We start from the raw sequence: 23,480 nt of genomic DNA, 5'->3' as shown, positions 1-23,480 counted from the left end.
CCGAAATTTCATATCACTCATCAGCTTGCTAGCCTTAACTGAACCGTATTGCACCATAGAGTGATAGTTGTGTTATTAATTTTCACACAAGCAAGGCTTAATAAGCTGGGTTAGCTTTGAGCAGAAGAGTAGTTTCTAAACTGGAAAATCGTGGCGAATTTAAGGCGGAAATTTAAACGCAGAGGGTGATAGAGGTAAGCGCAGAGGTACGCGGAGAGTTTGGTACTAATTAAAAGTCGATTCTGCCTCTAGTCAATAATTTGAATCCTACGGCTAAAGCGGCGAACGCCAGAAACAAATTCCACAAGCTAATGGATTTAAAAAATATACCACCACTCAAAAACACTAGTAAGAAGCCAATACCTAACAAAACCCAGCCGAAATTACCAGTTTCTCGCCGAAAAAATATCAAAGATAATGCACCCGCCATGATGGCTAAAACTGAAGCGGTTGCGGGTAATCTCTGGGAAAATGAATAGTAACCACTAACGAATATGACGTTTTGAGCGAGGAAGTAGATGCCCGTAAATAGTAAAATTAAACCTATAGCTTTAATTAACAGCCTACTCATAATTTGCCTGCATCTTTTTTGATGGCAGTGTTTATTGTTACCAAAATTATACTTTAGCTTGGCAATAATGCTGGGGTATTTTAGGTAAATTTTGTTTAATTACTCAGAGTTTAAATATCTAACCCTGTGACTGTTAGCTCTGGTGGATGCTCAACAGTGAACTGGTAATGTAATTCTTGCTTCTCTTGGGGTGGAATCGTTAACCGCCATTCCAGAATCCCCATTTCGCTGAGGGGTATTTGGGGGTTGCTGCGATTGAGGCGAACTCTAATTTGCTCGTTGCGGCTAATTGGTAGTTGTTCCGTTAACTTTAAAAGGGTTTCTTGATTGAGCAAGTTAGTAACTACTAAACGATACGCGTAAGTTATGCGGCGTTGGTTGCCAATCAGTTTTTTATCTACTTGACGCTCAACTAAATCACGCTCAATTTTTAAACCTTCGTCAATTCCTAAGTTAAGTTCAAATTCTTGTCCTGGGGCAATATTTTCTAATTCAGTTGTGCCAACAAATAGATCATCACGGAAAATATTGGCTGTACCTGCTAATAAAGTTGCACCATTAGGACTATTTTTAACATTGGCTTCTAGATAAGCAAAGCTAACTAGACGTGGCATGGCGACATACTGAAAATCACAGGGGTAGTCGTCGTTAAAAATTGTGGTTTTATGAGGTGTACCATCACTAGGGATGTTACCACCGCCATTGAGTTTAAAGGTGACAATACTACCCTGTTTGACTACCTCGACTGCCATATTTTGTGCTGATAAAAAATTCTCCTCGTCCTCTGCTTCTGGTGGCATTCCTTCCGTAGATGAAGCAGACATAGCTGTAATAGCGGGTAGGGATGGGCTAGCTAGTTTGCGTAGCGATCGCGCGGCTGGAGGTGTTACGGTGTCTATATACCAAGGATTTAATTTCGGTGGGAGTGTGCCTAATCCTGGTTTGGCAGTGGATAAGGTAAGGTTCACATCCTGCCAATCTTCGCCAGTATTTTGGGTGACTTCTGCTAGATAACTTAAGTTTAATGTCTTGCTAGTAGTATTCAACCGCAGGTCATATAGAGGCTGCCAACTGGCACGATTCACCACGTAAGATAGCTCTAACTCGAATTCTCCTGCATCTGTAACTTCTATTCCTACAACCAAGGTAAAACTTTCTTTGGCGTGGGGTGTTTGAACGCTGTGTAATGAGTTACGTAGGGCTTGAATTTGTTTGTCTAATTCTTTTTGTTGGTTGTTACACTCAGCAGCAGCGATCGCATATTCGCTGTACTGACTGCCTAAAAAATTCAAAAAATCTAGGGTTTCGCTCAGACTAAGATTTTTCCGCGATAGGCTTTGGGCAAAGGGTTCTTCTGTTTTTTCCCGTAAGCCTGCAATAAATTGAGATTGTAAAGTTAAAGCATCTACCTGGGCTTGGAGATGGCGTTTTTCGGTTTCTAATTGCTGAATTTGTCTAGTTAACTGGGCAGCTCGTTCGGCTACTGGTTCGGTAGTGTAAATGCGATCGCAACTCACTGCTAACAAACGCACTTCAACCGTACCTTTACCACTAACTCGGACAGATTCAGGTTCTAGAGTCACTGGCAGTAAAGGGATAACTAATTCCCGTTCCGAACCTGTGACGGACACCTTACCCTGTCTTGTAACCAGGGCTTTGTCACTGTACACCGTCACAGATACAATCTGACTTTGTATTGTTTTGCGCCAAGATGGTATTTCCGGGTTAACCACTGCCAGTTTTTTCCTGTGTTAAATGACTCTCCTGGTTAATTATTAAGGCTTAAAGGTCTACGTCGTCAAGCGGCTTAAGTAATGAGTAATGAGTAAATTTCCCCTTGTCTCCCCTGCGCCCCTACTCCACTTCACTAGCATCAGGGGCAACAGTCTGTTCTACAAATTGCTTCGCTGCATCCAGCAAATACTCATAGTAAGTCCGCGCGACGATAGATAGCTGTTTACCAGCCGGGTAAACCATGTACCAATTCCGTTTAATCGGGAAATGTTGCACATCTAAAATGCTAAACTCAGCTGCATCTGACAATAGAGTATGCCGAGATAAAGCAGAAATTCCTAAGCCGCCAGCGATCGCTTGTTTGATTGCTTCATTACTGCCTAATTCCAGCTTAACTTTTACTTTTATGTCGTGTTCGTCTAGGAGACTCTGCACAGCACGGCGCGTTCCTGAACCTGGTTCACGCATAATGAAAGGTTGATTAGATAAACGTTCTATGGGTATGTTTTTTTCCTTAGCTAATGGATGATTTAAGGGTGCAAATACAACCAAAGGATTATCTAAAAATGGCTCACAATTTACATCTAAATTTTCTGGAACTTGACTCATAATGTATAAGTCGTCCATATTACTCATCATCCGTTCTATGATGCCTTCGTGATTTGTGACTTGTAGCGAAATTTCAATTCCTGGATAAAGTTCACAAAACGGCCCCAACAAACGGGGGATAAAGTATTTTGCTGTTGTGATTACTGCTAAACGTAACTGACCTTGTTTTAGCCCTTTTAAGTTGGCAACTTTCATTTCAAACTGGACTATTGTCTCGAATATTTGCCGACAAGTTGCAAATAATTCTCGCCCTGCTTCTGTCAAATAGAGGCGTTTTCCTACTTGCTCAAATAGTGGTAAACCTACCGATTTTGTCAGCTGCTTAATCTGCATCGAAACAGTCGGTTGGGTTAGAAATAATTCCTCGGCTGCACGGGTAAAACTACCATGTCGTGCAGCTGCCTCGAACACTTTTAACTGGTGTAGGGTCGCCTGATTCAAGAGTGATTCTCCTCTAATAGCGATTTATCAATATAAAACTAGTATCACTAAATACTCGCCAATGATAGAAATTTACTCATATCAAAGCTATGAGTTTAGTATAGATAAAACTCTATTCTCGCTATTAAAAAAAATAGTTTTACTTATGGTATTGAGAAGTTATCATCAATAAAACAAGCAAAGCGTAAGATGCCTTCCATCTGCAAGATGAATGCTGAATACTGAGCGCATAAATTTTAAATGGCAATTTCCCTAATTGCTCATTTTTTAATTAGTAGTTCATCATTCATCATTCATCATTCCATACTTCTTCTGTAATTTTCACAGGAAGCTTGACTAAATCTGGCAACATTAACACTTCTCTTTCAGCAACTTGTTCTTTAATATTTACTGGCAAATTTAATGGTTGGCGTTGTTCAATCCAGCAACTTGCTATAGGCAAAGTTTGTTCCAATTCATCTAGGGGTCGGGGGATAACCATCACGGCGTTCAGCTCCCCAATGCGTTCTGCCTCAAACATTCCCGCTTCTACTGCTACGGCGACGTTAGCTACAGAGCCACGGATAATGGCTGTACACAAACCCGCACCAATTTTTTCATAGGATGCTAGCTGCACATCAGCCGATTTAAGCATGGCATCACACGCACCTACCATTGCTGGAAAGCCTCGTGTTTCTACTAAACCAATTGCTTGGTTACTTAATCGACTATACTGACCTTCTTCCATGAATTGGCTAAGACGGTTAGTAATGGGTAGCACTACGTCGAGGTTGGGAAAAGGTCGGGGAATTACCAAGCTAGAAACCAATTGACCGAACTGTTCGGCAGTCTGTACACCAGCTTCTACAGCCAGACGGACATCAGCAATGCCACCACGGACGATCGCCGTACAGTGACCACTACCAATTTTTTCGTAGCCAACTAGGTGAACCCCAGCTGATTTCAGCATCATGTCCGCAGTTCCCACGATCGCGGGAAAACTGAGGGTAGATACCAAGCCTAAAGCAGTATCATTGAAGCTGTCTTGACGACGGTTTGTCTGGTTCGTGCTAATAGACTTTTGATTATATGTCTCCATGTGAATCCTCCAGGATACTCACAAACTAACACTTACTCAGAGCTATCGTCAGAAACGGGGGTGTTTAAAAATTGCCTATGGGGAAATAATGTCACTAAAAGTCTTTGGATACTCCCTTGCCCATAAATTTGAGTACCGAAGGTATTAGAGGATTCAGTGGCAGTTTCAGTTTGACCAGATTCTAAATCTTCTGGGCTTAGTTCTGTCTGGGTAGAGTCAGTCTCATGATGATCTTCTTCTACGGCGGCAGGTTGATTTTCTGGTGCTGTAGAGGATTCTGGTACAGATATAGACTGGTGCGTTACTTCTACAAAAGCTGCGGCTGAGATGGTAGTTGAGGTAATCACTTTGCTCTCATTTTCTTGGGGCTTTTGGGTACTTGTAGCAGCAGCGTTATTGGTGGATGTCTCCGCCTGCGGTTCTATGACACTAATCGGACGACTAATATCGCCCACAACTGAACCGGGTGTAACTACTAGTCCTGGAGCAACAGAAGAGTTAAATACTGTTGTTGCTGCACCAATACAAGCATTCGTGCCGATTTTGCCTTGACCAACCATCAAAAAACCTGCTCCCAAGTTGACACCGGGTTCTATTTCTATTGTTCCTTCATTAACTTGGAGAATTGACCCCATACCAATACAAACTCCTGCCCCGATGATAATCTTGCTGTTTGTAGCCGCTTGGAGTATCACCCCTGGTGCAACTACTGCACTTGGATGAATTGTCACCTCACCACTAATGTAGGCATCAAAGTTATTGTGGAGGCGCAGTGGCGGCACAGACATGGAAATTTTAACCTCGGAAGCCGAATATCAAGGGAGTGCTAATACCAATGCGCAATTCGTAATTAAGAAACATCTGGGTTTCAAGCTTTGCATCTATTGCTTAATTTTGAAGAATTGGTATAAGTCCTGAGTAATGAGTAATGAGTAATGAGTAATGAGTAATGAGTAATGAGTCAGGTGATTATTGCTTGTCATCAACAAAGACCTGAGTTGCAACTGCACTGACTACTCACAACTCAGCACTTTTAACTCAGCACTACTATGGACGCTGAATAATGGTTTCCAACACTCGCCGCTTGGCTTTGGGGTCAATACCAATCAAGCGCACGTATTCGCCTGCATATTCAGCTAAGGTGGATTCTACAGCCGCGATCGCTTCTCTTTCTGAGTTAGCTGAAATGAGGCCGGTACTATTCCAAGAACCTGTGCGGAATCTTCTTTGATCTACGTGTTCGATACTAATCTTATAGCCACCAGCCAAGACTTGCCGGACTTGATCGACTACCTCAGAACTCAACCGAGTGCTAGTAGCTGTTGCTGTCCCTGTTGACGATGATGATGCACTCACCATCGATCTCTGGCTACCAGATGGTGCTACTTGACCATTGGGGCGTTGGATAATGGTTTCTAATACGCGCCGTTTAGCTTTGGGGTCAATGCCAATCAGACGCACATACTCACCTTGATGGTTGTCTATACACTCTTCTAAAGCAGAGACGACTTCATTGGCTGAAGTGGCTTCAATTGGCTTACAACTATTCCAAGAGCCTGTACGGAAGCGTCGCTCATCTACGTGTTCTGTGCCAATTTTGTAACCACCTGCTAGGAGTTGGCTAATTTGCTGTACAGTTTCCGCCGGTAGTCTACCACTACCAGATCCGTTACTGTAGCTACTGCCGTTACCGTTGTAGCTACCGTTTTTCTGACTTGCAGGTGCTTTAAAGCTAGTCGAAGCTTGAACTGCACCATCAGGACGTTGAATGATGGTTTCTAATACCCGCCGTCTACCTGCATCAATCCCAAACAGACGCACATACTCGCCACTGTGGTCGGCTAGACAGACTTCTAATGCTGCTACTGCTTCACCTAATGTTCTGGCTTCAATGGGTTTGCAGCTAGTCCACGAACCTGTACGGAATCTTCTTTGGTCTACGTGTTCTGAGCCAATTTTATAACCTTGCTCTAATAAATAGCGTAATTGGTCTATGGTTTCTGCACCCAGGCTATTGCTTGCCACTTCACTACTCCTTCCTATTTCTATGACATTAAGTTTATTACTTGTATAAGATTTAGCGTTCTTATCACGAATGGGTGCAATACACTTGTTATCCGCAGCACAAAGATAACCAGCTCGCAAGGCTTGGTTAATCCCAATCACATGATGGGCAAATTCCTGATCTTGATCTTGCACGTCTGACAAGCGATCAGCCTGCTGTTGGGTGGTGATAATCGCGCCTGAAGGCACATATTTACCAGGGGGAATTTCTACGTCTTGAATCAAGGCGTGCATCATGATAATACAGCCTGCTCCTACCCTGGAATTAAATACCGTAGAGCGAAAACCAATAAATGAATTTTCCCCAACATAAGCAGGGCCGTGAATCAGGGCCATGTGGGTGATAGAAGCATTTTTGCCAACCCAAACCGAGTATTCATTGCTATCATCGCCTATGACTCGGCCTTGCTCCAAACCGTGAATGACGACACCATCTTGAATATTAGTATTTTCACCAATATAAAAAGGTGTACCCTCATCGGCTCTAATTGAAGTTCCTGGAGCAACGATTACATTTGCACCTATGTGGACATCCCCAATAATGTTGGAAAAAGAGTGTACAAATGCGGTTTCATGGATTTCTGCTTCCGCTAAACTCCTTGACCACGGGGTTGGGGGAGCCGCCGTGCTGCGGACTGCCATTGCGAGATTCCTCCTAAATTAAGTGTCAATAGTCTATATTTCATAGTCCATAGTCTGAGTGTGTTGACTATTGACTATTGACTGTTGACTACCTGTATTGGTCTTTTTTGCTATAAATGAGACGATCTTCTACGTAAATAGTATCAATTATCGCCACTACTGCTGCATCCAAAGGACGCTGCTCACTTCCAGGTACTTGACGCGCCGCACTACCACGACTGATCAATACCCACTCATCCACCCCTGCACCTACGTTATCTGCTGCTACTTCGTAATTTTGCAGGAGGTTTCCTTCTTCATCTACTAATTGCAACAACAGTAGCTTCACACCTCTGAGACTAGGTTCTTTTTGTGTGCTAACTACTGTGCCACGAACTTTGGCAATTTGCATTACTCACTATGGTCTTCTGCCGAAGGGACGAATGGCGTTCACATTTTCCCGGAATTGCTCTACATCTTCGGTATAACGAATTGGAAGAACGTACTCTAAGTTCTCATGAGGACGAGCAATGATGTGTGTAGACAACACTTGTCCACCGTTGACGCGCTTCACTGATTCAACCCCTGCGCCTACAGAAGCTTGTACTTCCGATACATCGCCTCTCACAATTACGGTAACTCGACCACTACCAATTTTTTCGTAGCCTACCAAGGTGACACGAGCAGCTTTTACCATCGCATCTGCTGCTTCTACCACTGCGGGAAAGCCTAGCGTTTCTACCATTCCTACTGCAATTGACATTCTTTTTGATTCCTGAATAAACTTTCTAGCTTTGAATTTCCATTGACGCTCAAGAAGGCAACCCCGTTAATGAGTTTTTCTACTCAGCTTTTAGGTACGGAACTGTTCCACAGCTTCCGTATAACGAATCGGTAAGACGTATTCTAGGTTCTCATGGGGGCGGGCAATGATGTGTGTAGATACAACTTCACCACCATTGACTCTTCTGGCTGCTTCAATTCCAGCTGCTACTGAGGCTTGTACCTCAGATACATCTCCCCGCACAATTACAGTAACTCTAGCACTACCGATTTTTTCATATCCTACCAAAGTTACGCGTGCAGCTTTCACCATCGCGTCAGCTGCTTCTACTACTGCGGGAAATCCCTTGGTCTCAATCATTCCAACTGCAATTGGCATCCCATATCTCCTAAAAAATTAATCCAATCAGTACTGCGGTTTGAAAATTTTGCCGGGGAAGCTCATCTTGAGCTACAAAAACACTTCCAAACTAAGCATAGAAAAGGTTGGCATCTATGGCAATATAAATTAGTATAATAGTTTATAATAAAAAAGTTTTAAAAAACTTAACAAAAATTTGTACCTGTGATCTGTTCAATCAAAGTTTACGGATTACTATAGCAACCACTTGTGCTTTATAATTTTTTTATTACATTTACAAAAAGATATCCATAGTCGAGGCTAGTCCCCTCTGGTAAAGGAAGATCAGAGTCTGTAAGCTTTGCTGTCTCTGGTTTCTCTACAGTTTGTAGTAAGTATCAAGGCTAAATGAAAAATATATAAGAATATATAAGTTTTTTAAATAAGCTCTATAAAATTATGTTTTCAAGGTAGAAACCAAGAGTTTAAATCACAGAAAATATGCAGAATACAAATGTTTTAACACAAATAAGCTTGACTTTAATGGCAGTTTTTGTAGGGGAAATTTAAGTAAAATATACTCATCTAAGAGTTTAATAAAAAAATTAAAAAAAGCATAGTTTTTGAGAAAAATTAATTTGTTTTAGTAAATGATGGTTTTAAGGGTTTTAAGAAAATTTAAGGCTGAGTCTTCAAGGGAAATCAATAAATGAATCAGTTTCTATTTGCAACAAGTTGGTGTATGCCTTTTTATAGTTTGTTAGGCGCACTCATAACCTTGCCGTGGAGTATAGGTATCATCCGACGAACAGGGCCAAGACCTGCGGCGTATTTCAACTTGTTGACTACCCTTTTAGCTTTTGCTCATAGCCTCTTAGTATTTAAGGATATTTGGAATAGGGAACAAGAAAACTGGGTCATTACTTGGTTTCAAGCGGCGGATTTAAATTTATCCTTTGCTTTGGAAATTTCACCGGTTAGCATTGGGGCAACAGTTTTAATCACAGGGTTGAGTCTACTAGCGCAAATCTATGCTCTAGGTTACATGGAAAAGGACTGGGCTTTAGCAAGATTTTTTGGACTAGTCGGATTTTTTGAAGCGGCACTGAGTGGTTTGGCTTTTAGTGACTCTTTATTTCTCAGCTACGCACTATTGGAAGTTTTGACACTTTCTACCTACTTGCTAGTGGGATTTTGGTACGCACAACCCCTAGTAGTAACAGCAGCAAGAGATGCGTTTTGGACAAAACGAGTGGGAGATTTATTACTACTAATGGCAGTAGTGACACTTTCCACCTTAGCGGGTAGTTTGAATTTTTCTGACTTATATGAATGGGCGCAAACAGCGAGTTTAGACCCAGTAACCTCAGCATTGTTAGGTTTGGCTTTGATTGCTGGCCCAGCAGGTAAATGCGCTCAGTTCCCCTTGCATATGTGGTTAGATGAAGCCATGGAAGGCCCTAACCCGGCTTCAGTCATGCGGAACTCCTTAGTGGTCGCTGGTGGTGCTTATATATTGTATAAACTACAACCGATTCTGGCTCTCTCACCTGTCGCATTGAATGCTTTATTGATTATAGGTAGCGTGACAGCAGTGGGAGCTAGTTTGGTGGCTCTAGCCCAAACGGATATAAAGCGTGCTTTATCCCATTCTACTAGTGCTTATATGGGATTAGTATTTTTGGCAGTGGGATTAGAGCAGGGGGGTGTAGCCCTGATGTTGTTATTAACCCATGCGATCGCTAAAGCATTATTATTTATGAGTTCTGGCTCAGTCATTTTCACTACCCACAGTCAAGACTTGACAGAAATGGGTGGTTTATGGTCTAAAATGCCGGCAACTACTACAGCCTTTATAGTTGGTTCAGCCGGGATGGTGACAATATTACCACTGGGTAGTTTTTGGGCAATGCTAGCCTGGGCTGATGGCTTAGTGAGAGTTTCCCCCTGGGTGATTGCAATTTTAATCTTAGTCAACGGGTTAACCGCCTTAAACTTGACACGGGTATTTAGATTAGTGTTTTGGGGTCAACCGCAACAAAAAACCCGTCGCGCTCCGGAAGTCGGCTGGACGATGGCTTTCCCAATGGTATCACTGACAATTCTGACGTTAATCTTACCTCTGATGCTACAGCAATGGTACTTACTCCCAGCTTGGGAAAGTATTGATTGGTACGTAGTTTTAGTGTTGGTTTCTTCTACGGTAGCTGGGGTAGTCATCGGGTCAACCATTTATCTGCACAAAGCTTGGTCTAGGTCAAGAATTATGGCTTGGCGAATGATGCAAGACTTATTGGGTTATGACTTTTACATTGACCGCATTTATCGCCTCACCATAGTGAGTACAGTATCCATACTATCGAAAATTTCCGCGTGGAGCGATCGCTATTTAGTTGATGGCTTGGTAAACTTAGTCGGTTTTGCCACGATTTTCAGTGGACAAGGCTTGAAGTACAGCATTTCGGGTCAATCCCAAGGATATATGTTGACCATCCTAGCGGTAGTCAGCGTCCTGGGCTTTTTCATTAGCTGGTCATTAGGCTTATTAGATAAGTTGCCTTTTTGAGTGCTGAGTATTGAGTATTGGGTGGAAAAACTGGAAGAGAGGAAAGTTAAAAGTATTTATTTATCTCTTGTCACCTGTCACCTGTCCCCTGTCCCCTGTCCCCTGTCCCCTGTCACCTTCCTTATGCTAAGTGTCTTAATTTTTGCGCCATTGTTGGGTGCGCTGTTAGTTGGTTTATTCCCTGCTGGCGTGAATGGGAAAATTTCCCGCAGTATCGCGTTGATTGTTGCAGGATTAATTTTCTTGTGGACTGTCATATTGGCTAGCCAGTTCAATCCAGGGGAAGTTAACCAACAGTTTAGTGAGTTTTTACCCTGGATAGATGCGTTGGGATTGAATTATAATCTAGGAGTAGATGGGCTATCCTTGCCTTTGCTGTTGTTGAATGGATTATTGACTGGTATAGCTATCTACAGCACCGATGAATCTCTACAACGTCCTCGGTTTTATTACTCTTTGATTTTGGTGTTGAGTGCTGGAGTAGCCGGAGCATTTATTGCCCAAGATTTACTGCTGTTTTTCTTGTTTTACGAGTTGGAATTGATTCCCCTGTATCTGCTAATTGCTATTTGGGGTGGTGCGAAAAGAGGTTACGCTGCTACAAAATTTCTGATCTATACTGCGGTTTCGGGAATCTTGATTTTAGCTAGTTTCCTGGGTATGGTGTGGCTGAGTGGTGCTGACAGCTTTTCCTTAACAGCATTAGATGCTAAATCTCTACCGTTAGCTACCCAGTTGCTACTCCTAGGGGGAATTTTAATTGGTTTTGGCATCAAAATGCCCCTAGTTCCCTTTCACACTTGGCTACCAGATGCTCACGTTGAAGCTTCTACGCCGATATCTGTGCTGTTGGCTGGTGTATTGTTGAAACTGGGAACTTATGGCTTGTTGCGTTTTGGGATGGACTTGTTACCAGAAGCCTGGGCATATTTAGCCCCTTGGTTGGCAGTTTGGGCAGTGGTGAGTGTGTTGTATGGCTCATCCTGTGCGATCGCTCAAACTGATATGAAAAAAATGGTAGCCTATAGTTCTATTGGTCACATGGGCTATATCTTACTAGCCGCCGCCGCCGCCACACCATTAAGCACATTGGGTGCTGTCATGCAGATGATTAGCCACGGTTTAATTTCTGCCATGCTGTTTTTATTAGTGGGAGTTGTCTATAAAAAAGCTGGTAGCCGTGATTTAAATGTGATTCGCGGACTGCTAAACCCAGAACGGGGTATGCCTTTAATTGGTAGCTTGATGATTATAGGCGTGATGGCTAGTGCTGGTACTCCGGGAATGGTAGGATTTATTTCAGAATTTATTGTCTTTCGCGGCTCTTTTGCTGTATTCCCGGTACAAACGTTGGTATCAATGCTGGGTACAGGTTTAACGGCGGTTTACTTTTTAATTCTGCTCAACCGTGCCTTTTTTGGTCGCTTGTCTGAGCAAGTGATCAACCTACCTAGAGTTTACTGGAGCGATCGCATTCCTGCCTTTATCTTAGCTGCCCTGATTGTCATTTTTGGTATCCAACCAGCTTGGTTAATACGTTGGTCTGAACCCACAATCACCGCTATGGTAAACGTAGAACATACAGTTGCCACTGTCTCCTTAGAGCCAACAAAAAGCCAAAACTAAATATCCAGTGTTTAAGAATTGGTAATGAGTAATAGGAAAATAATTACCCATTACCAAATAGCCATTAATTAAGAAAAATAATTAAAAAAATATTTTTATTTTTTGGAGAATTACAATGGTAGCTATTAAAAAGAAGCAGAATCATAATCCTTTAGCTGAGTATATTCAACGCCTCCAAACAGGACAAGCTTTACTGGCAGACAGTCCACAAAATGTCTTAGAAGTTGTAGGTATCCTCAAAAGCTATGGAGTAATTATAGATGCTTATTCAAAGAACTTGATTTATATTTCTGAAAATCAATTTTTAGTATTTTTCCCATTTTTTAAATATTTTAATGGTGAAATTAATTTCCAAAAATTACTTCGTCATTGGTGGCACGACAGAATCAATTTTGAGTATGCAGAATATTGCATGAAAGCCATGATGTGGCATGGTGGCGGCGGTTTAGATGCTTATTTAGATACTAAAGAATTTCAAGAAAGAGCAGAAGCAGTTATCAAAGCAAAATTTGGCATCAATCCCTTGATCATGGGTTTGAATCAACTGTTTCCCGACTTTTTAACTGAACAGTTACGGATGTCTGCTTACTACAGTGGTTTGGGACAATTTTGGCGGGTCATGGCTGATATGTTTCTAGACTTATCAGACCGCTATGACCGAGGTGAAATTAAAACTATTCCTGATGTTGTAGAACATATTAAAGCGGGGTTAGTAGCGGATGCGTTAAAGCCAATTACCTACGCTGTGAAACTTAACAAAAAAGTCTATGAAATTATTCCTCAAAGTTTGGGGTTGACTTTTTTAGCAGATACCGCAATACCTTATGTAGAAGCAGTATTCTTTAGAGGTACGCCATTTTTAGGAACAGTTTCATACAACGCCCAAGGTTATCAAGTTCCACCCGATCAATCTCGATTCCAATATGGGGCATTATACGCTGATCCGTTGCCTATTGGTGGTGCAGGTATTCCGCCTACATTGTTAATGCAGGATATGCGTCATTATCTACCAGAGTATCTGCACGAAGTTTATCGGCGAGGTTTACGGGGTGAGGATGATTTGCGTGTGCAGATTTGTATGACTTTCCAAAAATCTATGTTTTGTGTGACTACAGCCGCGATTTTGGGATTGATGCCTTATCCTGCGGATAGTGAAGAAGCATCTGAGCAAGAGGCTAATCGAGTTTATTTAGAAAAATGGATGGATAGGTTACAAAATTCACAGTTGCTGAATGTGAATAAGTAAGGTTGCGGGGGGAGTTTAAACGCAGAGGAGGAAGGAGGTAGGCGCAGAGTTTCGCAAAGAGTCCGCTAGATTAGGCTTCTGGTTCTACGCCGAGCGATGGCGTAACCGCCCAGCGTAGCTGATCGCAATTGAGCAATCAGGCGATCGTTCCTTTGATGTTCTTGTTCGGCTCTTTCCTCACCCGTCAGCAACAAATTACCCTGCGAATCCCACCAGCGTAGCCAAGGTAATTCGGCGTTTTGATATTCGCCCTGCCAAATTCCTAACTCAACTCCCAAGGGCAGAATAGGATAATTTCCATGCTCAGTTGCTGCTAATAACTGATATTGTCCACCAATTAATTCATAAACTTCCACACTGGCTTTATTGACTTCATAAATGCCATAGAAGGGAAGACGAATTACCTGCTCATAAATCCAAAATTTGCCCTTCCAAGGGGTTTTGTCTCGTTCTTCACTACCATCGCCAGAGACAAATTCCAATGCAATCAATGGGGCAATAAACTCTCTCCACAGTACATAAGACCTTCGTGTTTGTCCATCAAGCAAAGGCGGTACATTCCCTACATAAAACCAATCCGGTGCTTCTGCGCCTTTTTCTGGGGGGTCAGTTAAACGCCAGTAAATGCCTAAGTCTTGACCAATACAATATTGCCCATCAGTGTGTAATTGTTTAAGAATGGGTTGAATTGAGTCCGTCAATAAAATACTTTGGGGATGCTCTTGCCAGTTTTTCACGAATTTACCATCAGACTCTGGTAGCTGCGTATGGTCTGGGAAAGGTGTAAGTTCGGTTGTGGGATTAGTTGCAGAGGTCATAAGGCTACCTTTGCAGAGGGTAAGGGTTGTTTTTTAGTTTAGCAATACCTATAGAAAAAGAGTGAGTCAATTAGTAGGGTGCGTCAGTGCGAGCAAATCTCATATCAGTACACCTGGGAATTATTCATACTGACGCACCCTACCCTACTATTTTCTTCACAAACCTCATTCAAGTGCCAACTATCTATATATGTGAAAATGAGTACAAATATTTTGGGAGTTGCAAAGATGGCTTGGGTAGCAGGTGATCAGTTGCAGGGTGGGAAATACACGATTGAAAAGGAGTTAGGAAGGGGACGCTTTGGTATTACATATCTGGTAAAAAACAGGAATAGCGATCGCCTAGTTGTTAAAACTATAAATGATAACCTGCTTCAATCTCTTAGTCAGCCGCAACGCGAACGACTAGAGAATATGTTTTTGCAAGAGGTGAATAATCTTACCCGATGTCAGCATCCGCATATTGTGAAGTTTAAAACACCCTTTAGAGAAGGAGAGTATCCGTGTCTGGTAATGGAGTATGTCGGTGAAGATAGTTTGGCTAATCTTCGTCCAGCAATCCTTTCGGAACAAGACGCACTGCGTTACATTCAGCAAATTGGGGAAGCTCTGATAGTAGTACATCAAAATGAACTGATTCATCGGGATGTGCGTCCAGAAAATATTCTGTTGCGGAAGCGAGACGGGAATTTAGAAGCGGTGTTAATTGATTTTGGTTTAGCTCTTGATTTTGATTACATTTTAACCACAAGCCGGACTAAAGAAACGTCCGCCGGATTTACACCATCTGAGCTTTGTATTAAAGGTACTATAGCCAAGGCGTATAGTGATGTTTATTCACTAGCGGCTACTCTTTATAAACTGCTGACGGGGAGAACACCTGTGGATGCAGTCAAGCGTAAATTAGACGGTGAGCATTTAGTTTCCCCAAAAGAATACAATCCTCAGATTAGCGATCGCACCAACAGGGCAATTTTAACAGGGATGCAACTAGATCCCAAACAGCGTCCACAATCAATGCGGGAATGGCTCGATTTATTAGGGTTGAATCAGCCTGAGGCAACTGTTACATCTAACACCAAGCCAAATTGGGAACGAAACATTCAGGTTTGGGGAATTATTATAGCTGCGATCGCAGCTTTTGCAGCCTTACTTGCAGGTATAGCTCCTTGGATTCCTATTTTTACCTCTCCATCTCCTAGCCCATCATCAGTTTCTCCCAGTCCTCCATCTAGCCAAACTCCGTAGAATCAGCTAAACTCTTATCATAATACTTGCGTTTAATTAATTATTTTTACTTAGAGGTATTCATGCCCTGGATAGCAGGACAACAATTACAGGGTGGTAAATATGTAATTGAGAAAGTCCTGGGACAAGGGGGATTTGGAATTACTTATAAAGCATTGCAAGTTGAGCTAAATCGTCCAGTTGTTATCAAGATACCCAATGAATTTCTCAGCCATGATCCAGAGTATGAAAAATATGTAGAGAGATTTATTAAAGAAGGGAGAATACTGGCACGCTTATCTCAAGACCCTCATCCTCATATTGTGGCAGTAATTGACCTGTTTCAAGAAGGTAACACCCACTGTCTAGTCATGGAATTTGTGGAAGGTGAAAATTTGTTTGAGGCTGTGAAACGCAGAGGGGCGTTACCAGAATCCGAAATTGTGCCTTGTATCTGTCAAATCGCAGAAGCTTTGACGGTGGTGCATCAAGCAGGACTGGTACACAGAGATGCACACCCAGGAAATATAATGCTGGGGAAAGATGGCAATGCAGTTTTAATTGACTTTGGCATTGCTAAAGGAATCGAGCCTCAAACTTTGACTTCAACAGGCAATGCGGGTAATCGGGGTTTTGCACCTTATGAACAGATAATTAGAGGTAGTCGAGAGCCAACAGTTGATATTTACTGTCTAGCTGCCACACTATATTATGCCGCGACAGGTCAGCCCCCTACAAATTCTCTTTCTCGTGTAGTGACAGGTCAGTCCCCTACAAATTCTCTTTCTCGTGGTACAAATTTTCTTTCTCTTAGGGTTGAGCGTGTGATTAAAGAAGATCCTCTTATCCCGCCCAAGCAAATTAATCCAGACATCAGTAAACGATTAAATCAAGCAATTGTCTATGGTATGGCACTGGAGGCAAAAGACCGTCCTCAGTCAATGCAGGCATGGTTAGTAATGTTAAAAGCAACAATAGCAACAGCTCGTGAATTAGGTAGAATTACGCTAATAGAATGGTTGATTGGTGTCTTATTCAATAATTTGTTTATAGGCTACTTCTTAGCTGCTTCTAACTATTCGTATATAGTTTGGATTGTCGTTGTAGCTATGCTTTGGACTTTGGCGATGGCTGCGGCAGGGGTAGGAGATGTGGTTATGGTTGAGGCGGCGGCGGCGTATCATTTAGAGACTGCGCGTGTGAATTATGAAACTGGGTATATACTTCGGGTTCAGGTTTTTGCAGGACTTTTGGCTGTAACTGGGGCTTGGGCTGTGACTAAAGCTGTAACTGCGGCTTGGTTTGTTGTGGCAATTATCGCAGGATTTTTCACCATAGGTATGGCTTGGTTGGTAGGTGGGGGTGTGATTGTGGCTGGAAGTATATTACAAGACTCTTTTAGCAAAGCTATTACTTTTTTAATTTTATTGAGCATTTCTAATATAGGCTTGGGTTTAGGATGGCAATTGGGCAGGATGATCCATGCACCTTGACTTTAATAGCCATAGAATTATGCTTATGGTTAAGCACTGATATTTAAACTTTTGGCTTGGGTTTGGGGCTGGTAGGACACCGAGTTTTTAACGGAGTCTCATAACTTACTCAATATTAAAGTCTTTGAGGGGAAAGAAGTTTGTAGTAAGGACTTTAGTCCTTAAATGAGGACTAAAGTCCTCACTACAAACCAGTGCGATCTCGTTCATCAACAGCATTATCTAATAACTATTCTGTCGTTAGGAAACAAGTTGCTGTCGTTAGTCATTAAGTTTTGATAATAAAGTCTACTTCAGAACTAGTAAGATTTGATTCAGACTTCTGGTTCAACGCCAAGCGACCTTAATTGAGCAATCAGGCGTTCATTTCTTTGACGTTCTTGTTCTGCCCTTTGGCGTTCTTGTTCGGCTCGTTCTTCACCAGTCAGCAACAAATTACCTTGCAAATCCCACCAACGTAGCCAGGGTAATTCAGCATTTTGATATTCCCCATCCCATATACCTAACTCCACACCTAATGGATGTATGGGATAATGTCCGCGTTCATTGGCTGGTAATAATTGATATTGTCCATCGATTAAGTGATAGACTTCTACACTAGCTTTATTTACTTCATAAATACCGTAAAAAGCCGGATGAATTACCTGCTCATATATCCAAAATTTACCCCTCCAAGGAGTTTTGTCTCGTTCCTCTGTACCATCGCCAGAAACAAATTCTAAAGCAATTAACGGGGAAATAAACTCACGCCACAGCACATAAGACCGTCGTGTTTGTCCATCCAGCAAGGGCGGTACATTCGGTACATAAAACCAATCTGGTGCTTCCGCGCCTTTTTCTGGGGGGTCAGTCATCCGCCAGTAAATACCGCTATCTTGACCTATGCAGTATTGTCCATCAGGGTGGCGTTTTTGTAATACAGGTTTAATCGAGTCGGTGATTAGAATGCTTTGGGGATGTTCCTGAAAATTTTTCACGAATGTACCATCGGACTCTGGTAGCTGCGTATGGTCGGGAAATGGTGTAAGGTCAGTATCTAGATTGGTTGCAGAGGTCATAAGATTACCTTTGCACAGGGTAAGGGTTGTTTTTTAGTTTAGCAGTGGGAAGGGGAGAAGGGTTAGGGCTGTGGTTTTTGTTAACCTACAAACTCCCCCTGTAAAATCCTACCGTGTACACACAAGTCTTAAAATCTCAGTCACCACTTGCTTTATAGCCCTTCAATGTCATTCTGAGTGGAGTGGAGAGAAAGGTAAAGCCTGCGGCATAGCTCCGCTTAACGCGAAGCGTTCCGTAGGAAAGAATCTCGGACTTGCACCGTAGTCTCTAGATGTTTCATTTCGCTGTCGCTACATTCAACATGACAGTTGAGAATTTTGTCAAGGTTCTGAAATGTATGCTGGTAGCACTTGTGTGTACACCGTAGCTGTAAAATCAGAAAGCCTTATATAAAGTAAAACTTAAATTTGTAGGGTGTGTTAAAGCAACGCGTAACCCACCGCTATCATAAGGTGCGTTACGGCTAAATATCATTTGTTTACACCCTCAAATCCTTACATAGCCGTAACACACCCTACTTCTTAGCCTACTTCGCTAACACCTGATTAACTGGTGTAACTCCAGCCAAATTTAAGATTTTGGGAATCAAATCTTCCCGCTTGACAGCCATCATGTGGACACCATGACATAATTGTTGCGCTATCTGTACTTGTTCGGCAGCAATTTTTACGCCTTCCTCTAGGGGGTCTTTGGCTTTTGCTAACCTATCAATAATATGCTGGGGTATATTTACACCTGGAACGCACCTATTAATAAATTGGGCATTTTTTGCTGATTTCAACAGAAAAATTCCTGCCAAAATTGGTTTGTTATGGGTTGAAGCTATCTTATCCATGAATTTTTCTAGTTTTTCAAAATCAGTAATTAATTGACTTTGAAAAAATTGCGCCCCGGCTTCAATTTTACGTTCAAAGCGACTTTGCAAACCTGACCAACTGGCACACTGGGGGTCTACAGCTGCACCTGCAAATAAATCTGTTGCACCATCGGTTAAGGGTTTATCGTTGCAATCGACACCTTGATTCATTTTCCGAATTAGTTGCAATAGTCGCACTGCTTCCAAATCAAAGACGGCTTTGGCTTCGGGATGATCGCCTGCTTTTACTGGGTCGCCAGTCAAAGCTAAAATATTACGAATACCTAAAGCGTGTGCGCCCATGAGGTCGGCTTGTAAACCAATACGGTTGCGATCGCGGCAAGCCATCTGACAGATTGGTTCAATCCCATTTTGTAACAAAATAACTGAAGCTACCAACGAAGACATCCGCAACACTGCACGGCTACCATCGGTAATATTGACAGCATGAACCCTCCCCTTAAGGGTCGCCGCCATTTCAATCATGTGCGTGGGATTTCCCCCTTTTGGTGGTGTTACCTCGGCGGTAACTAAAAATTCTCCCGCTTGCGCGGCTTTACGAAAATTATTCAATGTACTATAGCTAGGGCTATGGTTATGTTCCATAACGTTGATAAGTGGTTTCTCTTCAAGGGTATTATGAATCACACCTCAAAGAGAAATTGTTAGAAACTGGGGACTATTCAATTCAAAATTCAAAATTAAAGAACCTCTGAGGATTGGGAACTGGGGACTGGGAACTGGGGACTGGGAACTGGGGACTGGGAACTGGGGACTGGGAAGAAGTCGGTGAGAAGAAAACTATTAACTCTTAACTAGCACGCTGCTCACGCCCCGCTACCGCTAACAGCACTCTCTACTCAGCACTCTCTACTCAGAACTCAGCACTCACAAAGGCATTGAATAGCCTAATGCAGCTTTTACATCTCTTAGGGTTTGGTTGGCGATGGCTTCGGCTTTTTCTCTACCATCACGTAACACAGACTCTAGATAACCTTTGTCATCCATGATTTGCTGATATTTTTCTTGGATGGTTTTTAAAGCATTAATTGCTGTTTCGGTGAACAATGGCTTAAATTGTCCCCAACCCATATCTTGACACTCAGCCGCTACTTCTTCCTTGGTCTTGCTAGAGAGTAACATATATAACGTTAGCAAGTTGTTGCACTCTGGGCGTTCTGGGTCGTCAAAGGTTAAACCACGTACTGGATCGGTTTTACAGCGTTTAATTTTATTCGCAATTTGATCTGGTGGATCTAAAAGATTAATCCGGCTTAACTCGGAAGGATCGGATTTAGACATTTTGCGTGTCCCATCCGTTAGACTCATTACTCTCGCGCCTTCCTTACGGATTAAAGGATCTGGCAATTTCAGTACAGGCTGATCCTTGGCGAATTGGTGATTAAATCTGTTGACAATATCCCGTGTCAGTTCTAAGTGTTGTTTTTGATCTTCACCCACTGGCACTTTATCAGCTTGATACAACAAAATATCAGCCGCCATCAGCACGGGGTACATTAACAAACCTGCACCAACATTTTCGCCTTGCTTGACTGCTTTTTCTTTAAACTGAATCATGTCTTGCAGCCAATTTAGGGGTGTGATGCAGTTGAGTAACCAAGCTAGTTCACTATGGGCTGAGACGTGGGATTGAATAAAGATGTTGGAGTGGTTTAAGTCAATACCACAGGCTAAATAAAGTGCAGCAATTGTATAACTGTCTGCTGCCAAGGTCGCTGGATTATGCGGTACTGTAATCGCGTGTAAATCTACGACACAAAAGAAATTATCATACTGGTCTTGGATTTCTACCCAGTTGCGAATTGCGCCTAAGTAGTTACCCAAGTGCAAATTACCCGTTGGTTGAACTCCAGAAAGAACACGCTGCTTACCCATAAATTATCGGTTTATTGATCTCAAATACCCACCGTAAAAAGTGGCGATGGCAAAACACCTTTCATTTTGACATTTTCTCATCGTTATTAGTTATTAGTAGAGGACAGTGGTGTTTTATTGATGCTGATAATTACAAAAATTTCGTTTTATCAGGTTTTTTGGCTTTTTTCGAGGTAATGTGAGCTTTCACATCAATAAGCTATCTCATAGGCTATTTGTTGATTAAAGATGAGTCTGCTTAGATGTAGTGGAAGTTCCTTTCCATGTCTTTAAGACTACCTATTAATGATTCGTACCAACCTCAATAACTTTGTTTTGGCGACTGTGGTGGGTATTGGTGGCGCGATCGCCTGCATCCCATCTTTGGCGATCGCTATTTCTACACCAATACCAACTCATACACCAAAGTCTTTACCAAGATCAGTTTCTAGCCGCCAACTAGCACAATCTACAATCAACACCGCATCTGTAGAGGCGGCGGTATTTCAACAAATTAACCAATTCCGCACTTCTCAAGGTCTACCAGCCTTAACTCGTAATTCTGCTATAGATGATCAAGCCAGAATCCACAGTCAGAATATGGCTAAGGGTAGTATTCCATTTGGTCATTATGGTTTTTCATCCCGAATACAGGCGAGTGGTATTTCTTACCAAAGTGCGGCGGAAAATGTGGCTAAAAATCGCGGATATAGTGATCCGGCTACCCAAGCTGTACAAGGTTGGTTGAGAAGTTCGGGACACCTCAACAATATTAGAGGTAACTACAACCTGACAGGTATTGGTGTCGCGGTAAACAGCAAAGGCGAAGTTTACTTAACACAAATCTTTGTTCGTACATCAACTCAAACTTCCACACCAAATCCTTCCCAGGGTTCAGGTAATACAATCAATACAACATCTGTAGAGGCGGCGGTATTTCAACAAATTAACCAATTCCGCACTTCTCAAGGTCTACCAGCCTTAACTCGTAATTCTGCTATAGATGATCAAGCCAGAATCCACAGTCAGAATATGGCTAAGGGTAGTATTCCATTTGGTCATTATGGTTTTTCATCCCGAATACAGGCGAGTGGTATTTCTTACCAAGGTGCGGCGGAAAATGTGGCTAAAAATCGGGGATATAGTGATCCGGCTACCCAAGCTGTACAAGGCTGGTTGAGAAGTTCGGGACACCTCAACAATATTAGAGGTAACTACAACTTGACAGGTATTGGTGCCGCGGTAAACAGCAAAGGCGAAGTTTACATTACCCAAATATTCCTCTACAAAAAGTAGGAATTATTGGTTGATTCTGCGGCAACAAGTATATTCTGAAGTTACCTAAGTAGAACGGCGTAAATAATTAAAGATTTGTAGTAAAGACTTTAGTCTGAAAAGAAGGACTAAAGTCCTTACTACGAACTTGATTACAATAACTTCAGATAGTTAGGTTTATTACCAACGACTTACTGACATCGTACCTTAAATACGGTGTAGGCTTCCTAAACCATCAAAAATAATTACATATAAAAATGCGTGAACTTTATCCACTCATAGAACCTTATAAAGAAGGAAAGTTACAGGTTTCTGAATTACACACAATTCATTTTGAGGAGTCAGGAAATCCCCAAGGTAAACCCATCGTTTTACTGCATGGAGGACCTGGTGGTGGGTGTCCGCCATTTTATCGGCAATATTTTCATCCTGAAAAGTGGCGTTTAATTATGTTTGATCAGCGTGGGTGCGGTAAAAGTCAACCCCATGCTGAGTTGAGAGAAAACACCACTTGGGATTTAGTTAATGATATCGAAAAACTGCGATCGCATTTAGGCATAGAAAAGTGGGTGGTTTTTGGTGGTAGTTGGGGTAGCACTTTATCATTAGCCTATAGCCAAACCCATCCAGAGCGTTGTTTAGGGCTAATTTTACGCGGTATATTCTTGCTCAGACAAAAAGAGTTACGTTGGTTTTATCAAGAAGGTACTAGTTATCTTTTTCCTGATGCTTGGGAGGAATATCTCAAGCCAATTTCTGTAGATGAACGGGATGATTTGCTCACAGCTTATTATAAACGGTTGACTAGCCCAGATTTACAAGTTAGGCAAGCAGCAGCGCGGGCGTGGTCAATTTGGGAAGCTAGCACTAGTAAATTATTTACAGATACCCAGCTAATCCATAATTTTGGTGAGGATGAATTTGCTGATGCCTTTGCTCGCATTGAGTGTCATTATTTTATTAATAAAGGCTTTTTAGAAACCGATGATCAATTATTATTAAATGTTGGACGTATTCGACATATTCCTGCTGTGATTGTGCAAGGACGTTATGATGTAGTTTGCCCGATGATATCAGCTTGGGAATTACATCGTGCTTGGCCAGAAGCAGAATTTATTGTTGTTCCTGATGCTGGACATTCGATGAGTGAAGTGGGGATTCGTAGTGCTTTGATTGCGGCTACGGATAAATTTTGATA

20 protein-coding genes are annotated in these 23,480 nt (G+C 42.1%); 7 read left to right on the top strand and 13 right to left on the bottom strand.

Translation table 11 applies throughout. From position 1 onward, the window contains the following. Positions 1 to 229: 229 nt before the first annotated feature. The 9 genes from ACM0OR_RS15040 to ACM0OR_RS15000 all read right to left on the bottom strand — a co-directional run bounded on the left by ACM0OR_RS15040 (position 230) and on the right by ACM0OR_RS15000 (position 8,280). Complete coding sequence (locus ACM0OR_RS15040) at positions 230 to 571, bottom strand: LiaF transmembrane domain-containing protein (protein ID WP_323264784.1); 342 nt, start codon at positions 569 to 571, stop codon at positions 230 to 232. Positions 572 to 681: 110 nt separating this feature from the next. Beyond that, positions 682 to 2,304, bottom strand: a complete 1,623-nt coding sequence (locus ACM0OR_RS15035) for a mucoidy inhibitor MuiA family protein (protein WP_414577082.1) — start codon at positions 2,302 to 2,304, stop codon at positions 682 to 684. A 121-nt stretch (positions 2,305 to 2,425) separates the two neighbouring features. Further along, positions 2,426 to 3,355: a LysR substrate-binding domain-containing protein gene (locus ACM0OR_RS15030; protein WP_414577080.1), complete on the bottom strand. Its 930-nt coding sequence runs from the start codon at positions 3,353 to 3,355 to the stop codon at positions 2,426 to 2,428. A gap of 289 nt (positions 3,356 to 3,644) precedes the next feature. Beyond that, positions 3,645 to 4,433, bottom strand: a complete 789-nt coding sequence (locus ACM0OR_RS15025; RefSeq protein WP_414577078.1) for a carbon dioxide-concentrating mechanism protein CcmK — start codon at positions 4,431 to 4,433, stop codon at positions 3,645 to 3,647. A gap of 32 nt (positions 4,434 to 4,465) precedes the next feature. After that, complete coding sequence (locus ACM0OR_RS15020) at positions 4,466 to 5,221, bottom strand: transferase (RefSeq protein ID WP_414577077.1); 756 nt, start codon at positions 5,219 to 5,221, stop codon at positions 4,466 to 4,468. Positions 5,222 to 5,480: 259 nt separating this feature from the next. Then, positions 5,481 to 7,139 (bottom strand): ribulose bisphosphate carboxylase small subunit, encoded by a 1,659-nt coding sequence (locus ACM0OR_RS15015; protein WP_414577076.1) that lies wholly within the window; start codon positions 7,137 to 7,139, stop codon positions 5,481 to 5,483. Positions 7,140 to 7,227: 88 nt separating this feature from the next. Beyond that, on the bottom strand, positions 7,228 to 7,530 hold the full coding sequence (locus ACM0OR_RS15010) for a EutN/CcmL family microcompartment protein (RefSeq protein ID WP_190696825.1): 303 nt from the start codon (positions 7,528 to 7,530) through the stop codon (positions 7,228 to 7,230). A gap of 6 nt (positions 7,531 to 7,536) precedes the next feature. Beyond that, on the bottom strand, positions 7,537 to 7,881 hold the full coding sequence (locus tag ACM0OR_RS15005; RefSeq protein WP_039748664.1) for a carbon dioxide-concentrating mechanism protein CcmK: 345 nt from the start codon (positions 7,879 to 7,881) through the stop codon (positions 7,537 to 7,539). A 90-nt stretch (positions 7,882 to 7,971) separates the two neighbouring features. Next, positions 7,972 to 8,280: a carbon dioxide-concentrating mechanism protein CcmK gene (locus tag ACM0OR_RS15000; protein ID WP_010995042.1), complete on the bottom strand. Its 309-nt coding sequence runs from the start codon at positions 8,278 to 8,280 to the stop codon at positions 7,972 to 7,974. 670 nt (positions 8,281 to 8,950) lie between these two features. Here ACM0OR_RS15000 and ACM0OR_RS14995 point away from each other — a divergent pair. The 3 genes from ACM0OR_RS14995 (at position 8,951) to ACM0OR_RS14985 (ending at position 13,679) form a co-directional block, all read left to right on the top strand. Continuing rightward, complete coding sequence (locus tag ACM0OR_RS14995; RefSeq protein WP_323264778.1) at positions 8,951 to 10,807, top strand: NAD(P)H-quinone oxidoreductase subunit F; 1,857 nt, start codon at positions 8,951 to 8,953, stop codon at positions 10,805 to 10,807. A gap of 123 nt (positions 10,808 to 10,930) precedes the next feature. Further along, positions 10,931 to 12,433, top strand: coding sequence for an NADH-quinone oxidoreductase subunit M (locus ACM0OR_RS14990; RefSeq protein ID WP_414577074.1), 1,503 nt, complete (start codon positions 10,931 to 10,933; stop codon positions 12,431 to 12,433). A gap of 115 nt (positions 12,434 to 12,548) precedes the next feature. Next, positions 12,549 to 13,679, top strand: a complete 1,131-nt coding sequence (locus ACM0OR_RS14985) for a CO2 hydration protein (RefSeq protein ID WP_414577072.1) — start codon at positions 12,549 to 12,551, stop codon at positions 13,677 to 13,679. A gap of 65 nt (positions 13,680 to 13,744) precedes the next feature. On the opposite strand, the gene ACM0OR_RS14980 is transcribed toward ACM0OR_RS14985, so the two are convergent. Next, positions 13,745 to 14,497 carry a Uma2 family endonuclease gene (locus ACM0OR_RS14980; RefSeq protein ID WP_414577070.1) on the bottom strand — a complete coding sequence of 251 codons (753 nt, stop codon included), beginning with the start codon at positions 14,495 to 14,497 and terminating at the stop codon, positions 13,745 to 13,747. A gap of 228 nt (positions 14,498 to 14,725) precedes the next feature. On the opposite strand from ACM0OR_RS14980, the gene ACM0OR_RS14975 reads away from it, so the two are divergent. Together ACM0OR_RS14975 and ACM0OR_RS14970 are read left to right on the top strand one after the other, a co-directional pair. Then, entirely contained in the window at positions 14,726 to 15,745 is a 1,020-nt protein-coding gene (locus tag ACM0OR_RS14975) for a serine/threonine protein kinase (RefSeq protein WP_414577086.1), read from the top strand. A gap of 62 nt (positions 15,746 to 15,807) precedes the next feature. Further along, positions 15,808 to 17,217 (top strand): serine/threonine protein kinase, encoded by a 1,410-nt coding sequence (locus ACM0OR_RS14970; protein ID WP_414577068.1) that lies wholly within the window; start codon positions 15,808 to 15,810, stop codon positions 17,215 to 17,217. Between the two features lie 314 nt (positions 17,218 to 17,531). Here ACM0OR_RS14970 and ACM0OR_RS14965 read toward each other — a convergent pair whose 3' ends face one another. The 3 genes from ACM0OR_RS14965 to trpS all read right to left on the bottom strand — a co-directional run bounded on the left by ACM0OR_RS14965 (position 17,532) and on the right by trpS (position 21,028). Beyond that, positions 17,532 to 18,275, bottom strand: coding sequence for a Uma2 family endonuclease (locus tag ACM0OR_RS14965; protein ID WP_414577066.1), 744 nt, complete (start codon positions 18,273 to 18,275; stop codon positions 17,532 to 17,534). Positions 18,276 to 18,802: 527 nt separating this feature from the next. Further along, positions 18,803 to 19,738, bottom strand: coding sequence for a methylenetetrahydrofolate reductase (locus ACM0OR_RS14960; protein ID WP_414577065.1), 936 nt, complete (start codon positions 19,736 to 19,738; stop codon positions 18,803 to 18,805). 282 nt (positions 19,739 to 20,020) lie between these two features. Continuing rightward, a complete protein-coding gene (trpS, locus tag ACM0OR_RS14955) occupies positions 20,021 to 21,028 on the bottom strand; it encodes a tryptophan--tRNA ligase (protein WP_414577063.1) in 1,008 nt (335 codons plus the stop codon). Positions 21,029 to 21,313: 285 nt separating this feature from the next. On the opposite strand from trpS, the gene ACM0OR_RS14950 reads away from it, so the two are divergent. Both ACM0OR_RS14950 and pip read left to right on the top strand, forming a co-directional pair. Next, a complete protein-coding gene (locus ACM0OR_RS14950) occupies positions 21,314 to 22,303 on the top strand; it encodes a CAP domain-containing protein (RefSeq protein WP_414577061.1) in 990 nt (329 codons plus the stop codon). A 236-nt stretch (positions 22,304 to 22,539) separates the two neighbouring features. Continuing rightward, positions 22,540 to 23,478, top strand: a complete 939-nt coding sequence (gene pip / locus ACM0OR_RS14945) for a prolyl aminopeptidase (protein ID WP_414577060.1) — start codon at positions 22,540 to 22,542, stop codon at positions 23,476 to 23,478. Positions 23,479 to 23,480: the final 2 nt, after the last annotated feature.

Source organism: Anabaena sp. CCY 9402-a (genome assembly GCF_963920945.1).
Classification (GTDB): domain Bacteria; phylum Cyanobacteriota; class Cyanobacteriia; order Cyanobacteriales; family Nostocaceae; genus Trichormus; species Trichormus minutissimus.
This window is presented reverse-complemented; position numbering and strand designations above follow the sequence as displayed.

Excerpts from the sequence above, each read along its gene's own strand:
- ACM0OR_RS14980 (WP_414577070.1), bottom strand. The coding sequence starts at position 14,497 with ATGACCTCTGCAACTAATCCCACAACCGAACTTACACCTTTCCCAGAC.
- pip (WP_414577060.1), top strand. The coding sequence starts at position 22,540 with ATGCGTGAACTTTATCCACTCATAGAACCTTATAAAGAAGGAAAGTTA.
- ACM0OR_RS15000 (WP_010995042.1), bottom strand. The coding sequence starts at position 8,280 with ATGCCAATTGCAGTTGGAATGATTGAGACCAAGGGATTTCCCGCAGTA.
- ACM0OR_RS15005 (WP_039748664.1), bottom strand. The coding sequence starts at position 7,881 with ATGTCAATTGCAGTAGGAATGGTAGAAACGCTAGGCTTTCCCGCAGTG.
- ACM0OR_RS14970 (WP_414577068.1), top strand. The coding sequence starts at position 15,808 with ATGCCCTGGATAGCAGGACAACAATTACAGGGTGGTAAATATGTAATT.
- ACM0OR_RS15025 (WP_414577078.1), bottom strand. The coding sequence starts at position 4,433 with ATGGAGACATATAATCAAAAGTCTATTAGCACGAACCAGACAAACCGT.
- ACM0OR_RS15020 (WP_414577077.1), bottom strand. The coding sequence starts at position 5,221 with ATGTCTGTGCCGCCACTGCGCCTCCACAATAACTTTGATGCCTACATT.
- ACM0OR_RS14950 (WP_414577061.1), top strand. The coding sequence starts at position 21,314 with ATGATTCGTACCAACCTCAATAACTTTGTTTTGGCGACTGTGGTGGGT.
- ACM0OR_RS14995 (WP_323264778.1), top strand. The coding sequence starts at position 8,951 with ATGAATCAGTTTCTATTTGCAACAAGTTGGTGTATGCCTTTTTATAGT.
- ACM0OR_RS15010 (WP_190696825.1), bottom strand. The coding sequence starts at position 7,530 with ATGCAAATTGCCAAAGTTCGTGGCACAGTAGTTAGCACACAAAAAGAA.
- ACM0OR_RS15040 (WP_323264784.1), bottom strand. The coding sequence starts at position 571 with ATGAGTAGGCTGTTAATTAAAGCTATAGGTTTAATTTTACTATTTACG.
- ACM0OR_RS14975 (WP_414577086.1), top strand. The coding sequence starts at position 14,726 with ATGGCTTGGGTAGCAGGTGATCAGTTGCAGGGTGGGAAATACACGATT.
- trpS (WP_414577063.1), bottom strand. The coding sequence starts at position 21,028 with ATGGGTAAGCAGCGTGTTCTTTCTGGAGTTCAACCAACGGGTAATTTG.
- ACM0OR_RS14960 (WP_414577065.1), bottom strand. The coding sequence starts at position 19,738 with ATGGAACATAACCATAGCCCTAGCTATAGTACATTGAATAATTTTCGT.
- ACM0OR_RS14965 (WP_414577066.1), bottom strand. The coding sequence starts at position 18,275 with ATGACCTCTGCAACCAATCTAGATACTGACCTTACACCATTTCCCGAC.
- ACM0OR_RS14985 (WP_414577072.1), top strand. The coding sequence starts at position 12,549 with ATGGTAGCTATTAAAAAGAAGCAGAATCATAATCCTTTAGCTGAGTAT.
- ACM0OR_RS14990 (WP_414577074.1), top strand. The coding sequence starts at position 10,931 with ATGCTAAGTGTCTTAATTTTTGCGCCATTGTTGGGTGCGCTGTTAGTT.
- ACM0OR_RS15015 (WP_414577076.1), bottom strand. The coding sequence starts at position 7,139 with ATGGCAGTCCGCAGCACGGCGGCTCCCCCAACCCCGTGGTCAAGGAGT.